15 protein-coding genes and 1 tRNA gene are annotated in these 21877 nt (G+C 35.7%); 12 read left to right on the top strand and 4 right to left on the bottom strand.

What is annotated here, in order from left to right; genetic code table 11:
- Positions 1-467: 467 nt before the first annotated feature.
- On the top strand, positions 468-6359 hold the full coding sequence (locus tag FEZ13_RS16255) for a SpaA isopeptide-forming pilin-related protein (protein WP_186725958.1): 5892 nt from the start codon (positions 468-470) through the stop codon (positions 6357-6359).
- A 64-nt stretch (positions 6360-6423) separates the two neighbouring features.
- On the top strand, positions 6424-7164 hold the full coding sequence (locus FEZ13_RS16250; RefSeq protein ID WP_146553557.1) for a hypothetical protein: 741 nt from the start codon (positions 6424-6426) through the stop codon (positions 7162-7164).
- A gap of 158 nt (positions 7165-7322) precedes the next feature.
- Here FEZ13_RS16250 and clpP read toward each other — a convergent pair whose 3' ends face one another.
- Positions 7323-7916 (bottom strand): ATP-dependent Clp endopeptidase proteolytic subunit ClpP, encoded by a 594-nt coding sequence (gene clpP / locus FEZ13_RS16245; RefSeq protein ID WP_146547570.1) that lies wholly within the window; start codon positions 7914-7916, stop codon positions 7323-7325.
- Between the two features lie 182 nt (positions 7917-8098).
- Here clpP and FEZ13_RS16240 point away from each other — a divergent pair.
- The 4 genes from FEZ13_RS16240 (at position 8099) to FEZ13_RS16225 (ending at position 13022) form a co-directional block, all read left to right on the top strand.
- A tRNA-Arg gene (locus tag FEZ13_RS16240) sits at positions 8099-8170 on the top strand.
- Between the two features lie 1105 nt (positions 8171-9275).
- Positions 9276-10415, top strand: coding sequence for a GerAB/ArcD/ProY family transporter (locus FEZ13_RS16235; protein ID WP_146553556.1), 1140 nt, complete (start codon positions 9276-9278; stop codon positions 10413-10415).
- A gap of 20 nt (positions 10416-10435) precedes the next feature.
- A complete protein-coding gene (locus FEZ13_RS16230; RefSeq protein WP_255473228.1) occupies positions 10436-11851 on the top strand; it encodes a spore germination protein in 1416 nt (471 codons plus the stop codon).
- Entirely contained in the window at positions 11844-13022 is a 1179-nt protein-coding gene (locus FEZ13_RS16225; protein WP_186725957.1) for a Ger(x)C family spore germination protein, read from the top strand. Before FEZ13_RS16230 ends, FEZ13_RS16225 begins: the two co-directional genes overlap by 8 nt.
- A gap of 313 nt (positions 13023-13335) precedes the next feature.
- On the opposite strand, the gene FEZ13_RS16220 is transcribed toward FEZ13_RS16225, so the two are convergent.
- Positions 13336-14235, bottom strand: coding sequence for a TetR/AcrR family transcriptional regulator (locus tag FEZ13_RS16220; RefSeq protein WP_146547574.1), 900 nt, complete (start codon positions 14233-14235; stop codon positions 13336-13338).
- Between the two features lie 168 nt (positions 14236-14403).
- Between FEZ13_RS16220 and FEZ13_RS16215 the strand changes: the two genes are divergently transcribed.
- A complete protein-coding gene (locus FEZ13_RS16215) occupies positions 14404-15927 on the top strand; it encodes a DHA2 family efflux MFS transporter permease subunit (protein ID WP_146547575.1) in 1524 nt (507 codons plus the stop codon).
- 201 nt (positions 15928-16128) lie between these two features.
- Here FEZ13_RS16215 and FEZ13_RS16210 read toward each other — a convergent pair whose 3' ends face one another.
- Positions 16129-16347 (bottom strand): amino acid transporter, encoded by a 219-nt coding sequence (locus FEZ13_RS16210; RefSeq protein ID WP_255473227.1) that lies wholly within the window; start codon positions 16345-16347, stop codon positions 16129-16131.
- A 174-nt stretch (positions 16348-16521) separates the two neighbouring features.
- On the opposite strand from FEZ13_RS16210, the gene FEZ13_RS16205 reads away from it, so the two are divergent.
- A complete protein-coding gene (locus tag FEZ13_RS16205; protein ID WP_146553553.1) occupies positions 16522-17034 on the top strand; it encodes a hypothetical protein in 513 nt (170 codons plus the stop codon).
- Between the two features lie 3 nt (positions 17035-17037).
- Positions 17038-17691, top strand: coding sequence for a hypothetical protein (locus FEZ13_RS16200; protein ID WP_146553552.1), 654 nt, complete (start codon positions 17038-17040; stop codon positions 17689-17691).
- A gap of 454 nt (positions 17692-18145) precedes the next feature.
- Here FEZ13_RS16200 and FEZ13_RS16195 read toward each other — a convergent pair whose 3' ends face one another.
- Positions 18146-18784 carry a spore coat protein gene (locus FEZ13_RS16195; protein WP_370467721.1) on the bottom strand — a complete coding sequence of 213 codons (639 nt, stop codon included), beginning with the start codon at positions 18782-18784 and terminating at the stop codon, positions 18146-18148.
- A gap of 374 nt (positions 18785-19158) precedes the next feature.
- On the opposite strand from FEZ13_RS16195, the gene FEZ13_RS16190 reads away from it, so the two are divergent.
- From FEZ13_RS16190 to gap, 3 genes are all read left to right on the top strand, one after another.
- Entirely contained in the window at positions 19159-19395 is a 237-nt protein-coding gene (locus FEZ13_RS16190; protein ID WP_146553652.1) for a glutaredoxin family protein, read from the top strand.
- Between the two features lie 163 nt (positions 19396-19558).
- Positions 19559-20587 (top strand): sugar-binding transcriptional regulator, encoded by a 1029-nt coding sequence (locus FEZ13_RS16185; protein WP_146553551.1) that lies wholly within the window; start codon positions 19559-19561, stop codon positions 20585-20587.
- A gap of 26 nt (positions 20588-20613) precedes the next feature.
- Positions 20614-21618 carry a type I glyceraldehyde-3-phosphate dehydrogenase gene (gene gap / locus FEZ13_RS16180; RefSeq protein ID WP_146553550.1) on the top strand — a complete coding sequence of 335 codons (1005 nt, stop codon included), beginning with the start codon at positions 20614-20616 and terminating at the stop codon, positions 21616-21618.
- Positions 21619-21877 lie beyond the last annotated feature (259 nt).

Genomic DNA, 21877 nt, shown 5'->3' with positions numbered 1-21877 from the left:
TTAAAATAATAAAATAAGAAGGAAATAAAATAGAGTATTCGAGTTTCTAGGTATAATTCAATAAAAGTATGATGAAAAAGAAAAATATATCCCATTTTTTGTTATACAAAAGATAGTTTGTTGCTGAATTTTATATACGAGATACAAATAAGCGAATTTTAAAAACGAATAATAAAACTCTTTTTATATCAAAAAAATATCATTTAACATACATATAAGTCAATAAAGTATTATATGAATAGTTCTATTATAATACATAAGGATAAGGGAGAATTTGAAAGAATATATTGATGGTGATATATTCCCAATGAAAAAGATTTGGAATTAATGGGAGTAAAAAATTTTTTTCAAATCTTATGAAATAAGCTGATCGGAGGGATAAAACATTGAAAAACTAAATAGAAGATGTTCGATTTCCCTTTGCGATTTTAGCTTAAACAAGTTAATAGAAAGGGGAAATGACATACGTGAAGAAAAAACTAAGTGCAACACTGATGGCCTTCATGCTCGTGCTCCAAGTACTTTCTTCTGGATTCTTGATGCCTATGAGTGCGTTTGCGGCAACAAACGATAATACCGCAACCACTCAAACAGACACCAAAACCCAAGTTGGTACAGAAGCGGATAACACCAAAGAATCCACACCAACCAATGCAACTGCTCAGGACGAAGATAGTAGTAAGGCTGTGGAGGAAGAAGCTAAGCAGGCAGTGGACTCACTGTTCACAAACAACCAATACACAGCCCTTGCAAAAGATGTTACGGAATGGCATATCAACACAGTAGAAGTAACCGTCCACAAAGTAACAAACGACCAAGTCAAACAAGACTTACAACACAAAGTCGACTTGGCAAGAGCTTTCGTAGCGGTGAATGCCCTATTCACCCCAACAAAGGATCAACTGGCTAAAGGTGTAACACAGGCTGCCATTGATGCGGCTGATGCGAAAGTTAAGCAAGTAGATTCATCACTTGTAGCAGGAAAAGCTGCATTAACACAACTCATTGCACAAGCTTCAAAACTTGCGAAAAATGAGGGTGCAGAAGAAAAGGCAAAAGCTGCTGAGGATAAAGTAGAGAAATCTGATGAAAGTACCAAAGCTAAATTGCAAACAAAAGCTTTGAAAAAACTGGCAATCAGTTCATCTTTAGCTGATTATATTACAGATATTCAATTAACTTCTGGAATTGATTCAGCAGATCCATTGCCAACTGATCATCAATTTAAAATTACAGATGATTTTGGTGTATTAGTGAGTTTTGAATTTCCTGAAGCAGTCCCAGCTGGAACTGAATTTACTTATACCCTTCCAACTGGAACGTATGTCAAACAGGGAGATAGTACTGATGTAACTTTAGCAACAGATGTAACGGGTGATCTATCTTGGAATACAGACGGTACTGTAAAACTTAAAGTAAATCAAGATGTTCCAGCAGGTTCATCTGGTGGTCTAGTATTCCGAAGCTGGTTTGCTGAAAGTATAGATGAGACTCCTTATACTATTCACTACCCTATTCAAGGTGGTGCAACAAAAGATGTTGATGTACAGTTGCAAGAAGCACCAAAACCAGCTCCAGCTATGAGTAAAACAGCGGATAATGGTGGAAAATCATTTGATACCAAGGAAATTCAATATAAAATCATATTTTCTGGAGTAGAAAATGCTGCGAAACTATTGGATGAACTGCCAGCAGGTTTATCAAAGGACTCCATTGTTTCGGTTAAAAAATATGACTACAACAAGTTTACAGGAGAATTTAGTACAGAGCCTTTTGATGATAAAGCGAATTGGGAAGATAATGGTACAGGTACAACATACTCTTTACAACGTACAGGTGGTATTACATCCGATAAGTATGAAATTGTCTTGAAAACAACAGTAGATGATACGAATGCATATGGTGATGGTAGTGGCTTACCAAATACCATTGAAGCTAATACAGCTAAAATGGTAAAATCAGATGATTCAACGATTTTAGAGAAATCTTCAGGGAAAGTCACAATAAAACACAATGTACCTTATGTAAAAAAACAGGTAGCATATGACTCTAGTACTCAAACTGTTACTTGGCAAATTCAATACAATATTAACGAGCGTGACTTAGTTGCACAAACCATTGTTGATACCTTTAATACAGGATTTACTTTTGGGGATTTAAAAATATACAATGCAACTTTAACGACAAATGGTGATGGTAGTGCACATGTTGAGAAAGGGGCAGAAGTAGACATAAGTGCTTCTGGTTTTACAGTGGAATCACAAATTCCTAATCCTACTGATAGCAATAAACAACAAGTAAGCATCTCTGTACCAGCAACAAATAAAGCTTATGTCATTGAATATACGACAACAGCTGATGATGTCATAACAGGTGGCGACATTACCAATACAGCCACTATTGGCAGCGTTTGGACAACTACTAATACGGCTAGCTTGTCTTTATACAACACGGCAGGTGTTAAATCAACTGTTCCAGATGGTGTTGACTATGTCAATAAAACAGCTGATTGGAAAATCACATTAAATACAGCTACCAATGTAGGGAATCTAAAAGGTGTCACAGTAACGGATACGTATGTTACAGGAAATCTAACACTTGATGAAAGTAGTATTCAAGTAGATGGTCAGCCATTAGCAACATATGATTCAGGTGCAACTGTTACTAAAACAAAAGATGGAGCTGACAAAGAAATTGGATTTACGATTCAGTTTTCAGCAAGTAAAGAAATCGAACCTAACACCGAGATTACTTATACAACAGGGTATAATCTTGTAGGAGCAGGTACAACACTTAAAAATAGTGCAGCGATTGATTATACAACAGCTAAAGATGTAACAAAAACAGATGTTTCAATTGGCTCATCTCAATATAATTTGACACCAGAAGCAGATACGGATGGGAATAAATCGGGTGTATACAATCCAAAAACGAAGGAAATTACATGGACTGTAAATGTCAATTACTACGCGAACTCGGTTACAAATCCTGTGTTAATAGATACAATTGATGGTGATCAAAACTATGTTGCTGGTAGCTTAAAAATATACGATGCTAGTGTTGATTCCAAAACAGGTGTTATTAGTCGAGGAAATGATGTAACTAGTGATTGGACACCTTCAGGATTTGAAGATACAAGTAAGGAATTTACTTTATCAAAAGCAGGTACCATTAATAGTGCTTACCAAATTGTATATAAGACAAAAGTAAACACAGATTTAATTCACGCTGCATCTACGTATACGAATACAGCAAAATTTAAAGGGGATAATACGTCTCAAATAATACTAGATTCTACGCCAACAGGTTTAAATTATGGCGATGAAGTAGTTGAAAAAGAATATACAGACCGTACGGGAAAGGTACAACATAATTGGAAAGTACTTATTAACCGTTCACAATCCAATTTAAATAACGTAAAAATAGAAGATAGTGCGACAGGTGATATGGCTCTTAAATTAGATTCATTTAAGTTGACAAGAACCGATTATACTGACGATGAACATCCTACTACTTCAAGCTCAACAGATATTACGATTACACAACAAGCTACTGCTCCAACTAGTGTAGCTGAAGATACAGCGATTCTTGTACCAAACGAGGATGGTAAAAGCTTTGAATTATATTTAGGAGACATTACGCGTAGCTATACATTAACGTATTCTTCCAATTATACGGGAGATCCGAAAGCTGAGCTTAACTTTCCAACGAATACAGCAGAAATTTCTGCAACAGATTTAAATGCATCTGTAAAAGAAAGTGGTTATACTTTAACAAAAGCTCAAATTGGCTATTCTACAGCATTAGCTTGGTTAAATTATCAACCAAAACTCAAAATTCATAAAATTGCTGCTCAATCATCAAATGGTGTAGACGTGAAAGTTCAAGATTTAAGCGGCATTACTTTTAAATTATATGATGAATTAAATAATACTGTTGATACAGCCACAACGGATCTTAATGGTGAAGTAACGTTTACAAAGACACTTCCTACAGGCTATTATTACTTAACTGAAGAGAATCAACCAGATGGATATAAAACATTTGGGGATGGTTACACGGGTGATGGATATGCAAGTGGATATGTAAGTAATCAAGATACTTCGACTCCATTAACCAAAATCATCAATGGAAAATCGGCTATTCGTGTAGCGATTTCAGGAGATACTGTTAATCCATTGATTCCTAATCAAGTTGATTTAACTGTTAAGAACTATTTACAAACACCTACAGGCTGTTCAACAACCTTCATCAACAAAGATGGCGAAACAGTTCTTCAAGGTTCAGAGTATAAAATAACTGATAAAAATGGAAACACAGTAGTTGAAAATATCAAAGCGGGTAGTGATGGTAAGATTGTAACACCACAATTACCAGCCGGAGACTACACATTAGTTCAAACAAAACTTCCAGATGGTGGCTATGATACTTTTGCTAAACCAACAGACTTTAAAGTAGTTGAAGGAAGTTGTACAACAGCAGATATCGTTGTCAAAAACTCAAAACTATGTAACACAGTGACGGTGAATTTCAATGCTGTTGATCCAAGTGATATGGCAGGATTCCGGAACGGCTCTAAATTCAAAGTAGTGGATAGCAATGGCGATATAGCAAAAGATAAAGAGAATAATGAGTTAAAAGATTTAACACTTGATGCAACAAATAAGCTAACGTTGAATAAGCTTCCAGATGGTGAATATAAGATTATTCAAACAGATACACCGAATGGCTATGTCAAGATTGATGATATTTCATTCAACACAACTGATTTTGATGATGCATGTCAAAAAATAATACCCGTTACAATTGAAAAATGCGACACCTTCGCTAATTTCGAAGTAGTCGGTGCAACAGGTCAACAAGCTACAGATTTGGCAAACCAAGCTGAATTTAAAGTAGTTGATTCAAATGGTGATGATGTAGCAGGTGCAACAGGTCTTAAAGTGGTTGATGGGAAAGTAAATGTTCCAGACTTAAGCCCAGGTACTTATAAACTAGTACAAACAAAAGCACCAGCTGGATATTATGCTGCAAGTCCTCAAGAATTTGTTGTGTCAACAGATACTTGTACTTCATTAATTCCAGTGAAAAACTACCCAATCCCACCAACACCGACTTGTCCGATCGAATTCAACGTAGTGGATTCAAAAACGAACAATGGTATTGGAAATGCTACATTCGAGATAAAACAAAATGGTGTGACCGTTGCGACTGTAACAAGTGATGCGTCTGGGAAGGTTTCATTGCCTGCATTGACAGTGGGCGATTATCAACTTGTTCAAACATCATCGAAAGCTGGTTATGAATTTAACAAAGAGCCGATTTCATTCTCAGTGAAAAATGATAACGGAACATGTACTGTAACGATCTCAACGGTGAAAAATGATCCAAAAACATGTCCTGTAGATATTACAGTGATCGATGCAGATGCTACGAATATCAAGGTAGCAGGTGCGACATTTACCATTAAAGATAAAGATGGAAAAGTCGTTGCTGAAAATGCTACTTCTGATAAAGATGGAAAAATCATTGTAAAAGGGCTTGTAGCAGGTGATTATACATTAGTACAAACTTCTGTACCAAATGGTTATGAGAAATCTGCGGATGTTTCATTCACTGTGAAAACAAAAGAAGATGGTACATGTGAAAACACAGTAGTGGTTGTTAAAAATGTACCGAAACAATGCGATGTTGTCTTTATCAATAAAGATGAAGAAACAGGAAAAGTTGTCAAAGGTTCTTCTACTTTTGTTGTAAAAGATCAAGATGGCAAAACAGTGACTACTGTGACTTCAGATAGTAACGGTAAAATTACGGTTGCTCATCTAAAACCAGGTACTTACGAACTAGTTCAACAAAAAGCGCCATCAGGTTATGAAGAACAGTCAGGAACAATCACATTTACTGTGAAAAAAGGCGAATGTGGTCCAAATATCGTCATTGATAATGTGAAAGTGGATGAGCCGAAAGATCCTAAAAATGATAACAACAAAGGAAATGGCAAAACACCAAACAAAAACAAGGACGAAGACACAACATCTCCTAACAATAACAAAGCATCAAAAAGTGGTAACAATAGTGCTACTTTCAAAGTAACAGATAAAGACCATGCTCATAAATATAAAGATGATGTCTATAAATTGGTTGACGAAAACGGTAAAACCATTGCAAGTGGTTTGAAAGTCAACAAAGATGGCAACATCGTGGTGGAAGGACTTCCTGATGGTGATTATCACTTAGTAAAATTACCTCAAACAGGAGTTCAAACCTCTTTATATGCAAGCTTAATGGGACTTGTATTAGTTCTTTTAGGTGGTTACGCTATTTATCGTGGTCGCCGTAAAAAGAGTATAATGTAATTTCGAAGCGGTTCCCCTTTGGGAGAGCCGCTTTTTTCATTTTAGAAGAAAAAAGACCGATTTCTTGAAATTGATAGTGCTTGAAATTATTCATCCACGGAAGAAGAAGTTCTATCCACGGAAAGAGAGGTCCATCCACGGAAGGAGAGCCCCAATCCACGGAAGGAGAGCCCCAATCCACGGAAGGAGAGGTCCAATCCACGGAAGGAGAGACTCAATCCACGGAAGAAGGTTCCATCCACGGAAAGAGAGCCCCAATCCACGGAAGGAGAGACTCAATCCACGGAAGGAGAGCCCCAATCCACGGAAGAAGAGGTCCAATCCACGGAAGAAGGGACCCAATCCACGGAAGAAGGTTCCATCCACGGAAGGAGGGACTCAATCCACGGAAGGAGGGACTCAATCCACGGAAGGAGGGACCCAATCCACGGAAGGAGAGACTCAATCCACGGAAGAAGGTTCCATCCACGGAAGGAGGGACTCAATCCACGGAAGGAGAGACTCAATCCACGGAAGAAGAGTCCTAATCCACGGAAGAAGGTTCCATCCACGGAAGAAGGTTCCATCCACGGAAGAAGAGGTCCAATCCACGGAAGAAGGGACCCAATCCACGGGGAAGAAGGTTCCATCCACGGAAAACATCCTCCAATCCATGGAAGACCCTATTCAATCCACGAAACAACAAATTGTATCCACGTTTAAAACTATTTACGTCTTCCTTTCCATCTCCTTCCTTTCTTTTATACCTTCTCTCCTTTTCTTCTCCCATAACCAATCTAAAAGAACTCACTCGATTTTCTTCTAAAGATTGTTCCATGCAACTGTCAAAACCAACGATCATTTTAACTATCCAAAATAACTTTTCATATAAAACTCTGTACAAAAAGCCTTTCACGCAGAAAAAAACGACAAGACTCTTCTGAATAAACGAGTCTTGCCGTTTTGTTTTTGAAAATGCCTATCTTATTTTTTTAATTCATTGCGATCCATGATGTGGTCGATTAGGCCGTATTCTTTTGCTTGTTCAGCAGTCATGTAGTTATCACGGTCTGTATCGCGAGCGATGACTTCGATTGGTTGGCCTGTGCGTTCAGCAAGGATGCCGTTTAATTTTTCACGTGTTTTTAAAATATGTTTTGCAGCAATTTCGATTTCTGTTGCTTGACCTTGTGCGCCGCCTAGAGGTTGGTGAATCATGACTTCGCAGTTTGGTAATGCATAACGTTTACCCTTTGTGCCTGCTGTAAGAAGGAATGAACCCATTGATGCGCACATACCCATACCAACTGTTTGGATGTCTGGTTTGATGAATTGCATGGTATCATAGATAGCCATACCAGCTGTTACGCTACCACCAGGAGAGTTGATGTAAAGGTAGATGTCTTTTTCTGGATCTTCAGCTTCTAGGAATAATAATTGAGATACAACAGCGTTTGCTACGTTGTCATCAATGGCACTGCCAAGCATGATGATGCGGTCTTTCAATAAACGTGAGTAAATATCATAGGCACGTTCACCGCGATTTGTTTGCTCAATAACTGTAGGGATTAAATTCATGTAAATAGCCTCCTCAAATTAATAAGGTAATTTCGTGTTCATACGCTGAAAGTTTATCTATCTCAGCTGTAACTTTATCATACACATAATGGTCAATAAAGGTCAAATATTACGATTGTTTTTTTCTCTTATTGAATTGTTCCCATTTAATTTGTATAATAGATAAGTCGCAAATACTTTTTGCCTCCGTAGTTTAATGGATAAAACATAAGATTCCGGTTCTTAGGCTGGGGGTTCGATTCCCTCCGGGGGCATACATAAAATTGACTACAAGCTTCGATACACAAGTATTTATAGGTATCAAGGAGAAAACAACGGAGCATAGAACTCCTCTAAATAATCTCCAAAATTTGCCTATATTATTCGCCTTCTCAAAAAAAGTGAGTTTAACAAAATTCACTGACATGAGGAGGTTTTATTTTTACTATAAAAAATGGGGAAGATCTACTTAGTATAGACACAAAAATCCCACATTTATTTAACTAAAATATCCAAAAAAGTAACAACGTATTGATTAGAGAGGATGTGCTGATTGTTATGAAAGATGCGGATAAATGGATATCGCGAATGTATCCATTAACGGTATACGCTGAACATCTTCTAATTAGAATTATTAGTATTAAATATCTTAGCAAGGATGGAAAGAGTGAGAAGAAAAGTATGATTTTGATTATATAGTTAACGTATATTGAAATTTTAGAATCAGTAAAGGAACAAAGAAAGAAGGAAAGTGGCAACATTAATGTTAAGCGATAAATATGTTAATTAGATGAAGAGACTTTATTAAACTCTCTATAAAAGATTATCAACCTATTCATCATGAAAATATTTACAACCGGTTGGTTATATAGTATAATAATAAATGGAAACAACAGCATATTTTACTGGTAAAAAAGAGTGAGAACATGTATTTCGCCACATGCTCTCTCTCTTTTTTTGAAGGAAAAAGCAACGATGTTTTTACAAATGGATAATTGCATTAAAAACGATTTCTCCCAAAAAAATCCCCTATTAACTAACCATATCAATTTCATAAACTATTTTCATCCAGATCCCGCGTGATGAAATGGATCATTTACATAAACTATTTTCATCCAGATCCCGCGTGATGAAATGGATCATTTACATAAACTATTTTCATCCAGATCCCGCGTGATGAAATGGATCATTTACATAAACTATTTTCATTCAGATTCGCATGATGAAACGGACTCATCTACATAAATTATTGTATTAAGACCGCCAAAAACCCCTCAAGTCAATATGTTTTTACGAATGGATTGTTTTCATTATTTACTTATATTATCCTAAATTTTTGTCAAAACTCACCTTATCAACAAATGTTAGAGGGTTTTTATAATGAAGAGTACTGGATCCATTAGTATACTGCACACCCTATTATTGGTAATGACGTTCATTGGCTTAAAAAATCATGTAACCATTATTCCATCCATTATAAAGGCGGCTGGAAGAGATGGTTGGGCATCGGTTTTAGCTGGAATGTTTGCATCATTTATATGGTTGTTTCTTTTGGTTTATGTCCATAATAAATCTAAACAGCAACCTTTAAATGATTGGTTAAAGCAAAAAATAGGAAAAGTTGGATCTTCTATCATTTTGTATATTACGGCTTTTTATTTAATCCTTTTGGCTGCGTTCACGATGAGAGAAACGTTACTTTGGATATCTTCCGCTTTTTTACCGAAGACACCAATGATTTTTTTGTTAATCGTTTATGTCATACTTACTTTTTATCTTGCTACTTCAGGCGTGGAAACCATTGCAATCGTTAACACATTTGTTTTATTTGCCGTTATCATTTTTGGCTTTTTTGTTTCATTTGTCAATATAAAGATGAAAGATTATGAATTATTATTACCCATGTTTGAACATGGATTTAAACCGGTCCTTAAAGGAATGATCTATCCCACTTCTGGTTTTATTGAATTACTAATCCTACTTTTTCTTCAGCATCATATCAAAGAACGTATGAAATGGTATCATTTTGCAATGATGCTAGTTATCCTAGTAGGATTAACAGATGGTCCGCTTATTGGTGCGATTACAGAGTTTGGTCCAGTTGAAGCAGCAAAGCAAAGATATCCGGCATATGAAGAATGGGGTCTAGCAACAATTGGGCGTTTTATCGAACATATCGATTTCTTCTCTATTTACCAATGGTTAACGGGGACATTTATAAGAGTAGGATTTCTTCTATATATTTGTTCAGATATTTTGAATATGGCTGAAGATAAAAAACAAGTTTGGACTAGGCTTGCACCACCATTCATGATTGTATGCTTATCGTTATTTCTTATAAAAGATAATATTTTTCAAAAATGGAATGAGCATTATTTCTTGATTAGTACGGTTCTCTTCTTTCTCTTTCTATCTGTATTCTTTGCAGTTGTTGCATGGATGCCAGAAAAATCATCTTCAAAAGATAAAAATGATAAGAAAAGTGGTGAACAGCCATCGAGCCAAACAAAAAGTCAATAAATCTGAGTGTGTTACAGGATTTGTTTAAGAATTCTGCGGATGTAAAATTTCAAAAGTATACATTTCAAGAACAGACAATACATCTAATCTTGTGTGAAGGAATGATCGATCAGCAGCTATTAAATGAAGTGATCGTCCCACGTGTTGGTTTTTTATGTAGTCATTTGGTCGATGAACCATTAGAAGAACAAATCATATCAAGGTTATATGTTCCAGACTTAAAAAAAGTAAATGAGGAAGAGGAGGCCATTTCACTTGTATATACAGGTTCTGTCCTGCTCTATTTTGAAGAAGCAGCATTGCTCTTTTCAAGTAATGTTGAAAAAAAGCCCAATCGTACGCCTGAAGAAACACGTACAGAAATTACTGTCAAAGGACCAAGAGATAATTTTATCGAGGACGTATCGATCAATATTGCTTTACTGCGAAAGCGTTTGCCTACCAATTCGTTGAGTGTGGAAAAATTTGAAGTAGGGAAACGTTCCAAAACGAAAGTAGCTCTTCTTTATTTTGAAGATATTGCGAATCAAGAAATTTTAAATGGCATAAAGGAACAGATAAAAAAAGTGGATACAGATACTGTGTTTAGTGGCGACGTATTTATGGAAAATATCAATAAGAGTGCTGTTCTTTTTCCGCGCCATGAATATACAGGGAGACCAGATAATACGGCTCAAGCTCTGTCTAGAGGACGTTTTGTTATATTTGTCGATGGTATTTCCTATGCCATTGTTTTACCTGTTAATTTATTCTTATTATTAAAGACAAGCGAAGATAATGAATATCCCCCATTATTCAGTTCAATCGAACGTATAATGCGAATATTCGGCACATTAGTTGCTACGTTTCTACCTGCTTTTTGGCTTTCTTTAACCACTTTTCATCAAAATCAGATACCTTTTCAATTACTAGCCACTGTTGTACAAGCGAATACAGGACTCCCTTTGCCGACAGCACTTGAGATGTTTTTGATGCTTGGGATGTTTGAATTATTCCGTGAAGCGGGATTACGGCTTCCAACCGTACTAGGTGGAACGATCGGTGTAGTAGGTGGACTGATTATCGGGGATGCAGTTATTCGAGGAGGGATGACAAGTGCCACAATGGTCGTCATTATGGCTACTTCCGCTATTGCATCATTTACATTAGTCAATCAATCCATTGTAACGGCTGTCAGTGTATTGCGTATTTTTTCGATTATACTTTCTACATTCTTTGGACTATTCGGCTTTTTTGCATCCGTATTTTTTATACTCATTTATTTATCAAAAATACGTATATTCGGTGTTCCTTACATGAATATAGCAACAGAATTGAATTGGGCAACCATAGCAAAATCGCTATTCCGATTGCCGGCCAAAAAATATTCTAAACGTCCAAGCATGTTAAAGACGCAAGATGATACAAGACGTAAAGAGGTTAAAAAAGATGAATAAAAAACTGGTAATGCTTTTGATACTGTGTACAGTCATTCTCTCGGGCTGTTGGGATTCTAAAGAAGCGGGGAGAATGTTTTATATTTATGGTGTTGGTGTAGATTTTAAAGATGATGAGTATCACTTATATGCCCAACTGATCGATTTTGCCAGCATTGCGAAATCTGAACAGCCACCTAATCCAGATATTATACAAGCAGAAATTGGACATGCCAATGCAAAAACTTTAAATGAAGCATTTTTTAAATTATACCAATCATTAGATGAAGAATTGTATTGGGGGCATCTTACGTATCTTGTTTTTTCTGAGGATGTATTGCATGCTGGAAAGGTGAGTGATATCATGAACACCTTTACTCGTTTTAATGATACACGGTACCAAACTTGGGTGTATGCGACAAGAGATTCTATAAAAGATGTTATGCTGACAAAACCGATACTAAATAAAGCCATCACATTGTCTAAATTGTCGGATCCATTAAATTCTTATAAACAATATTCTTTCATCGAACCGATAAATATTAGGAAATTAATCGTGAGTATTGATGAACCCAATTATGAAGTAAGACTTCCTTTAGTAACACTTACTAAAATCTGGAAGTCAGAGAAGGGTTCTAATACAGAAACAGCGATAAATGGTATTGGTATTGTTACACCACATTCTTTCAAAGGTTTTCTTACTAACGAGCAGATAAGCGGACTACAGTGGCTTTCAAATGAAACAATAAGAACTGGAATCAGTATAGATTTAAAGCCAAATAGTTCAAGCGGAAATGAAGAAAAACGTCTTTCTGTTGTCCTTGAAAAAAATAAAGTGAAAATAAAGCCAATTGATACGAATGGGGATGTAAAGTTTGATATTAATGTGGAAATGGTCGCAATCGTCAGTGGATTCCAAGGAAATATTTCAGAGCCTGAAGTACAAAAAATAATAGAGGGAGAAGTTAAAAAACAAATTAAAAAGACTTATGAAGAAGGATTAAATATCGATGCTGACGTTTATCAACTGTCTAACCAACTATATAGAAAAGAAGCTAAAAAGTGGAATGAAATTCAAAAGGGTGGGGATATCAAATTAACAGATGATTCAATTCGAAATATTCATGTAAAGGTTAAGGTAAATTCAGGTAGAAAATCATTGAAGGAAACAATTGGGAAAAAATTAAGGTAAATGGGAAGATAGAATTTTTAAACGTTTCTAATAATAAAGAATGAGACGGGCGATATCAAGTATCATTAGAAAAGATTTTATTGGAAACAAACAGCTTCAACAGTAGAAGGTACGAATATTGACTGAACAATATTCGTGCCTTTTATTTTTGAAGTTCTCGAGGACGTTCTGTCTACACAACAATGCTCCCACATCAAGAAGCAAATAGCAAACAAAGGATATGCTTTGAGGATATCTACCAGTAAAGTCCGATCAGTTTAACTAACTCACAATAGAAATGGAAGAAAATCCTCCTCTGTCTTAGAGTTTTGCTTTACCCTTCTAGTTTATGATTTTCAACTTCGATCAAATGCCAGATATAATTGGCGATTTCTCTAGCTTCAGCTGCATGAGCGGTATTAGAAAATGCTTTACGGAAAGGGGTAAGAAGTGCTTTGATCACATATAGTTTTATGTCTTCCCGTTGTAGTTCCTTTAAGATATAACTTGCGTATTCAGTGCCATCTTTTGGATCAGCCTTTGATAAACCTTCGATAAAACCATTTAGTTGGTGGATAATCATATCCTTATCTACTACTGTATGGTCTACACTGTTTTTTATATATTGAATAGTTGCAGCATCTATTAGGATTTCTTTTGTTTCTCGCATACGCGGAATGATCGCATCAATATTTCGAAGTGCCATCATTACTACAGATTCTGGTTCCACATGGTGTTCTTTTGCAGCAAATAGTGTACGAATCGTATGTTGAATCATAGCAAAAACTTGTATAGAACATTCATAGCTCATGAAACTAATTTCCTCGCCATATACTTCGACCAATCTGGAAGAAAGCCATTCGAGTTCTTGGAGATGATGCTTCATAATTACTTTTTTGATCGCATCATCATTTGAATGATAAATGGATTCAAAAATTTGCAATAGGTTTTGCTCACGGTTAATATGCATAAGTACGGCTATTTGTTTTGCAAGAATATGAATGTCTTTTGGATCTTGACCAAAGATCAACTCATGTCTACGATTACTAGCATCTTCGCGGCTTTCTTGCAATATAGCTATTAAACATTCATTTTTGGAAGTGAAGTAATTATAAAAAGTTCCTTTTGAAATTTGTGCTTCATGAATAATATCTATGATTGAAGTTTCATGAAATCCTTTTTCAATGAATAGGCTACGTGCAACGTCTAATACTTTTCTTTTTCGCGTATTCATATTGTCACCTTTCCGATAATTTATACTATCATTCTAACCTATAAATGCTTTTATATCAACGTTTTAAAGATATTGAATTTTTTTGATTGAAAAAATTGGACTGTCGGTATAAAATATAAATCACCGCTATAAAAAGATAATCTTATAGAAAGAGTGAGGGAAAATTTTATGGGAAACGAAACTTTGAAAAAACCACCTTATGCAATGATTGCTATTTTATTTGTCGGTGCATTTGTTGCTTTTTTAAATAATACATTGATGAATGTAGCATTGCCTACAATTATGAAGGATTTCGATGTTACTTATTCACAAGTACAGTGGTTAACGACAGGCTTTATGCTTGTAAGTGGAATCTTAATACCGGCTTCAGCCTTTTTTGTTGTGAAATTTAAAAACCGTTCTTTGTTTATCGCAGCAATGTCTCTATTTACAATAGGAACGATTATTGCAGCTGCCGCTCCAAACTTCTGGGTTTTAATTGCGGGACGTATGGTTCAAGCTGCCGGTTCAGCAGCATTATCACCATTATTGATGAATGTCATGCTGACAAGTTTTCCAATTGAAAAGCGTGGTTCTGCCATGGGGATGTTTGGATTAGTCATGATTTCTGCTCCGGCAATCGGTCCAACATTATCAGGCTACATTGTAGAACACCATAGCTGGCGTATGCTTTTTGAAATGATCATTCCTTTTGCCGTATTAAGTCTATTATTTGGTTTTTGGAAATTAGAAAATGTAATGGAAACACGTAAAGTTTCTTTAGATTATACTTCTTTAGTTCTTTCAACAATTGGTTTTGGCGGGCTTTTATATGGCTTTAGCGCTGCGAGTGACAAAGGCTGGGATAGTCCTTGGGTATATGGCACAATAGCAGTCGGTGCTGTTACATTAGTGATCTTTATCATGAAACAATTGAAGATGGATGAACCATTACTAGATGTGAAAATTTATAAATATCCGATGTTTGCATTAGGTTCTGTCGTATCAATGGTTATCTCAGTTGCTATGTTTTCAGGTATGATTTTAACGCCGGCTTATGTGCAACAAGTTCGCGGAATCTCTCCTTTCCATGCAGGTTTGATGATGCTGCCAGGTGCAATCGTGATGGCCATCATGTCACCGATTACCGGTAAATTATTTGATAAAATTGGACCGCGCATTTTAGCATTTACTGGTTTAAGTATCATGACGATTTCAACTTATTTCTTAACTCGATTACAAGTAGATTCTTCATATACTTATATTATTACAGTTTATACTGTTCGTATGTTTGGTATGTCTATGGTTATGATGCCGATTATGACAAATGGATTGAATCAATTGCCAATGGATAAAAATCCACATGGTACCGCCATTAATAATACGGTTCAACAAGTATCAGGTGCAATTGGTACAGCTATTCTTGTCACAATTATGGATAACCATATTAAAACAAGAGCGACTGAATTAGCAGCTGCCGCAAAAGCGAAAGCTGTAAAAGCAGCAAAGGCCGCTGCAGAAGCAGGTCAAACGCCTTCTTCCCCAACAGCGGAACAACTTGCTCAATTAAAAGCACATATTACACAAACCGCTTTATTAGATGGCATTAATTATACGTTTATGGTAGCAACAGTTATTTCAGGCGTTGCATTAATTCTTTCATTATTCCTAAAAAGAGTTAGTATAAAAGATAGAATACAACCGGGAAAATAATAAGGAAAAGCTCTTGAAACGTAAAGAGAGTTATGGTTCATTATTTGATTGATACCTAATTTATAAAAACACAAAAGGCATTCAGAGTAGTATTTATTCTGGATGCCTTTTTAGACAATATGAATCATAGTTGATTGCAAAAATGCAATCATACATATTTTTTGCTTATTTGTTTTCAAAAAAGCCTTTTCCCTCTTATTCTTATTGCACTAAATTTAAAATAAAAATCAGTAAAAATGTAATGACGAAGAAAAAAATGATAAAGTAACCAATGTACTTAATAGGCTTTGGCATATTTTTAAGTTTTGCATCTGTAGGGGCAGTAACATTCCCCTCAATTTTATGAAGATGGTCTATTACATCATTAAATGATTTCTTTTCCTCTTTTTCGTCTTTCATATCATCACCCCATTTAATCATTATTATATACTTCTAGTATGATTTCTAAAAGAAGGTATTCATTTTAAATATTACTTTATATTAATGTTATATAAAAAATATGTTATTTAATGTAAAAAATAAGATAATTCGAACTATTTATTTTTTTGAACTTTAGGCAAATAATAGAAGTATATAAAAGAAGGAGGGATATTTTTGAAATTAAAATCTAAAATATTAAGCCTAATTTCAGTAGCTGTACTTACTTTTTCTCTACCAACCTTAGCCTCTGCATCAACTCATACCAACACTTCTAATGACACGGAAAGATTTGTTGTATATGCTGCATCAGGAACTGTACTGGTTCCCTTTGCACTAGCCATAACTATGAAAATGGATATTGTAGTAAGCTATCTTGGCAAATATATTACTTACGAATCAATGTATACAACTGTTCCAGGAGGAGCACAATTACCATTTAATGCATCAGTGAATGCCGGAAACATAAAATATTATAAAGATGGTGAATACAGAACTACACATTCATTACCTTTGAGCCCAAGCTATTATAAAAACCCAAGTGATTTAACTGATTTAAATGCCGGTGAACCTAATTCTAACTTGGCTGATTCTAGTACGTATAAAGCTGTTGGTTATGCTACGTATATTAGTTCTAGCACAACACCAGCTGCTTATACAGGAGATACAACTGAAGGAGTGGTGGATTAAAGTATGAAGAAATCAAAAAAAATATTAGTGGCATCTACTTTAATTATAGGGCTTGGCTTTTCTGCTGTATTTTATTTTTCTTCAAATACAAAAGCAGATCAGACGGTGAGTCAACATGTTTTTTCAAGTTTAGCGCAAGAACACCAAAATGGAGAATCTAAGCAAGAGAAACCCTTTTTAAAGATTAATAATAAAACATATTCAAACAAAGATTTTCTTGCTTTTAAAGAAAGTAAAAATGTGATTCAAAGAAATAATGGTCAACAAGTTTTAAGTGATGAGCAAATCAAAGCTGAATTCATTAAAGAAGCTGTTTCAGAACAAGAAGCAGATAAGCAAAAGCTGAATGTGACTGAAGATGAAGCAAAAAGATTTGCTGATGAGATGAAACAGGCTGTTGCTGAAGCACAAGACCCACAAACACAACAATTTCTTAAGGATTATATTGCAGCTTTAGGTATTACAGAAGACGAGTATTGGAATCAGTATGCAATTCCAGCTTATCAACAGGCATTAAAAATTGGAAAATTGAAACAAAAAATATTTGACGCAGAAAAAGTGAAGAATGCAAGTATTTCTGATTCTGAATTAAATGAAGTGTGGGAAAAACAACAGCAAAAATTAGTAACAGAGGCAAACATTGAGTCTCTTCAATAATTAAAGTATCCGTATGAAAATCTGGATGATAAGTATAAGTTACCATTATTATTTAAATATTCGCATTTTGAAACTAAAAACAGATTTATCCCGCATTAACGGGCAATAATACTCTCACCTCAAAATTCAGCGAAAGTAAAGAAGTTAGGTGGGAGATAAACTGCCCGTATAAGTCCCATTGGTTTAAGTCAACAAAATGTTGGTCACTCAGGTGTTGCCGCAGGACGTGGCGTTTTTAACCTGAGTTCCTCCACTTCAGTAGGGGATGAAGAGACCCCCACTGATTAAAGTTTCACTTTATAAAATTGATTTAAATAATAATCTATATCTTGTTGCTTCGCTTTCATCGAAAAAACTGCTCATTTCTAATAATTAGAATGAGCAGTTTTTTACTAACAGGCGAAGCATTATTTTGTTGAATAGGACTTTTTAGAACATCCCTTATTGCGTATTTTTAGTTGAATCGGGAAGGTTGATGAGTAGTCCCTGTTGTAGCTTCAGCAAAACCGTTAGTGATGGTTACTGTATCTTGAGAAGATAATTGTGGAACTTGATAGTAGCCCTTACGATTTTGGTAGATAGATATTTCGTAAGCCATTTCGATACAGTTTGGAATCGAATCAGCCAATACACGACGAACAACTGGGTTTGTTGTTTCGAGTGCCGCAGCTGTTTTAAGTGCTGCAGCCCCTTTATGCCAGCTAAGGATATATCCTGAAATAATTTCATCGTTTATCTCACTGGCTTGTGTAATTGGTTTTTTCGGTTGACCAGGTTGTACGCCAAAAGTAAACTTGTTATTCTCAGTCATTTCATAATGACCTGATGGATGAGAAGGATCTTTACCAGTTTTAAATGATTCCACCAATACATTGTAATCATCTAGTGCAAATTTATACTGACGATCAACAATGTTGCGCAATTCATTATCTTGAATTTGATCACGCAATAACACACATTGGTTTAGACCGCCGATCATTGCACCCAATACTTCATGCAAGTCCATTATTTCATGTCCACCATGATTAAATTTTGCTGAATCTACATGATACATGGGATCATTTTTCATCTGGTTTTGTGGTTGTTGTTGCAAAAATAGGACCTCCTTTTTTTATATCGCGCTTGTCACGCAAAATTAGTATGTTCAGCGAAGCCATTTTAATGCATGTGAAAAATTTTCCAAAAAGCATTTTGGATGTTAAATCAAAATTTTGCGTTTTATTATACTGAATCAGGAGATAATAAATGACAGAAAGCGCTGTCTGGAGCGAAACATCAAAAATGAATCATTATTTTTGATGTAAATTCTATATGATGAAATGGATACAAAGAGAAAATTTTTGAAAAACCCTGAAAATACAATTACACTGATAATAGCTGTTCCACAATGAAGGTAATCATATACATAAGAAGATCATGCATCCTTAAACTGGATGTTGTTATTAAGAAAGGCGGCAAGTATCAGTGATGGAAATTATCTATTATGGAAGACCCAATTGCGAGCTCTGTGAAGAAGGAATAAGAACGCTTAATTTAGTACGCGAAGATATCCCATTTGAAATGACAGAAGTCAATATTGAAGAGGATGACGCCATTCATGAAAAATACATGCTGATGATTCCTGTTGTTGAAAAAGATGGGCAGATTATTCAGTATGGTGCTTTAGATTATGTTACTTTGTTAGAAGGAATCCGCTCTAAGTAAGACCGATTTGAGTATTTTTTCTACGCTTATTTTCAAGTGAAATTTTGTTGCAACCAATAATAGAGAATTGTATACTGGGCGTAGGAAATATTTTTTTGCAGCATGTGGGACATAAAATGATTATATGGGATAAAAAATGCCCCATAAAAGGAGAATGAATGACATGGCTACATTATTGGAAGCACAATTGAAAATAATGCCTGAAATGTCTGAGCTTCTTCATACTCGATATCGCTTTTTGCAAATGATCGATACGCTAGGACCTATAGGAAGGCGGGGGCTTGCAGATCAACTTGCTGTAGCGGAGCGGGAAATCCGTAAAGAAACGGATTTACTACGTGAACAAGGTTTAATCATAGCCGATCGTTCTGGTATGAGGATTTCTGAACTGGGAATGGAAGTATTAGAAGTTTTAAGACCACTTGTTTATGAATGGTCAGATCTACCTATATTGGAAAAACAGTTAACTCGTATACTTGGAATTCAAAAAGTGATCATTGTAGATGGTAATCTGGATGAGGTGCCTTCCATCAAATCATTATTGGGGAGGGAAGCGGCAAAACAACTGGAATTAGCAGCAAAGCATAGCAAAATCATTGCTGTAACAGGTGGCAGTACAATGGCGGCTATAGCTGAGAGTCTTACACCTTCAGAAAATTTAACGGGCTTGAATTTTATCGCTGCTAGAGGCGGTATGGGAGTTGAAATGCGATTACAAGCGAATACTATTGTGGCGACATTTGCCAATCATACAGCCAATCAATATCGCACTTTATATTTACCAGAGTATTTAAGCGATACGGCTTATCAAGCAATGGTTCAGGAGCCAATCGTTCAGGAGATGATACGGCTTTATGATCAAACAGATGTCGTTATTCACGGTATCGGTTCTGCTTTAGAAATGGCAGTAAGACGCGGATCAAGTGAAGAAGTCAAACAAGCATTGCTTGCCAATGGTGCTGTCAGTGAGGCTTTTGGTTATTATTTCGATGAGCAGGGCAATATAGTGCAAAGGATTCGCACGGTTGGGATTCAGCTAGAGCAAGTAAATAGATGTAAAAGTATTCTTGCAGTAGCTGGCGGGAAAAAGAAGGCAAAAGCCATCCTTTCTTATTTTAAACGCGGGGCAAAACAATCTGTTTTAATAACAGATTCAGCTGCTGCCGAAGAAATGCTTCGATTAGTACAATAACATTATGATTCATGGAGGTATGGATGATGACATTAAAATTAGCGATTAATGGATTTGGGCGTATTGGACGATTGGTATTTCGTACAGCTATCAAACGACAAGATATTGAAATCGTTGCTGTAAATGATTTGACGGATGCAGCAATGCTTGCACATCTTTTAAAATATGATTCCATTCATGGTGCATTTGATGCGGAGGTAACATCTGAAGGCGATTACTTAGTAGTTGATCGCCAAAATGTTCGTGTTTATGCGGAAACAGATCCTGCAAAACTTCCATGGAGAGAATTAGATATTGATATAGTCGTTGAATCTACAGGGCGATTTACTAGCTATGAAGCAGCACACAAACATATAGAAGCGGGAGCTAAAAAAGTTATCGTATCTGCTCCAGGAAAAAATATGCCAACCTATGTAATGGGGGTCAACCATGAAAAATACGATCCTCAAACAGATGATGTAGTATCAAATGCATCTTGTACAACGAACTGCTTAGCTCCAGTTGCCAAAGTGTTAGATGAACGATTTGGCATTAGACGTGGCATGATGACAACTGTTCACTCCTACACAAATGACCAAAAAATCTTAGATCTCCCGCACAAAGATTATCGTCGGGCTCGTGCTGCTGCTCAATCTATGATTCCGACTACTACGGGAGCTGCTATTGCGGTAGCCAAAGTCTTGCCACAACTTAAAGGAAAATTGGATGGTATGGCTATTCGTGTGCCTACTCCAAACGTGTCTTTAGTTGACTTAGTCGTCGAATTAGAAAAAGAAGTCACTGTTGAAGAAGTGAATGCTACATTAAAAGAAGCTGCCGAAAATGAATTAAAAGGAATTTTATCCTATTCAGAACTTCCACTCGTTTCGATTGATTATAATGGCAATATTGCTTCTTCTACGATTGATGGTTTGTCCACAATGGTGCTTGAAGGAAATCTTGTAAAAGTACTAGCTTGGTATGATAACGAGGCTGGTTATTCCACTCGCGTAGTTGATTTGGCTCAATACATGGTTAAACAAGATTTGTAACTCAAAAAACGTAGCAATATAGGTTTTATACGTATATAATGAATAAGGGTAAAACAGGAGAAGCGGTTTTGTACTTCTCCTTTTTTTATGAAATAAGTAAGTGCTTTATTGATCATAACATCATAATTTGACATTATAGTTTTTCTACATAACAATCTATAGTGGCGGTAATGTCAATATGATCTGAAACATGGAAGTGGTTATATTTGTTTTATCATAATATAAGTGAAGTATGATGCTTATTTTCTATAATAATTGA

The sequence above is a fragment of the Rummeliibacillus sp. SL167 genome, from assembly GCF_007896505.1.
In the GTDB taxonomy this organism is placed as follows: Bacteria; Bacillota; Bacilli; order Bacillales_A; family Planococcaceae; genus Rummeliibacillus; species Rummeliibacillus suwonensis.
This window is presented reverse-complemented; position numbering and strand designations above follow the sequence as displayed.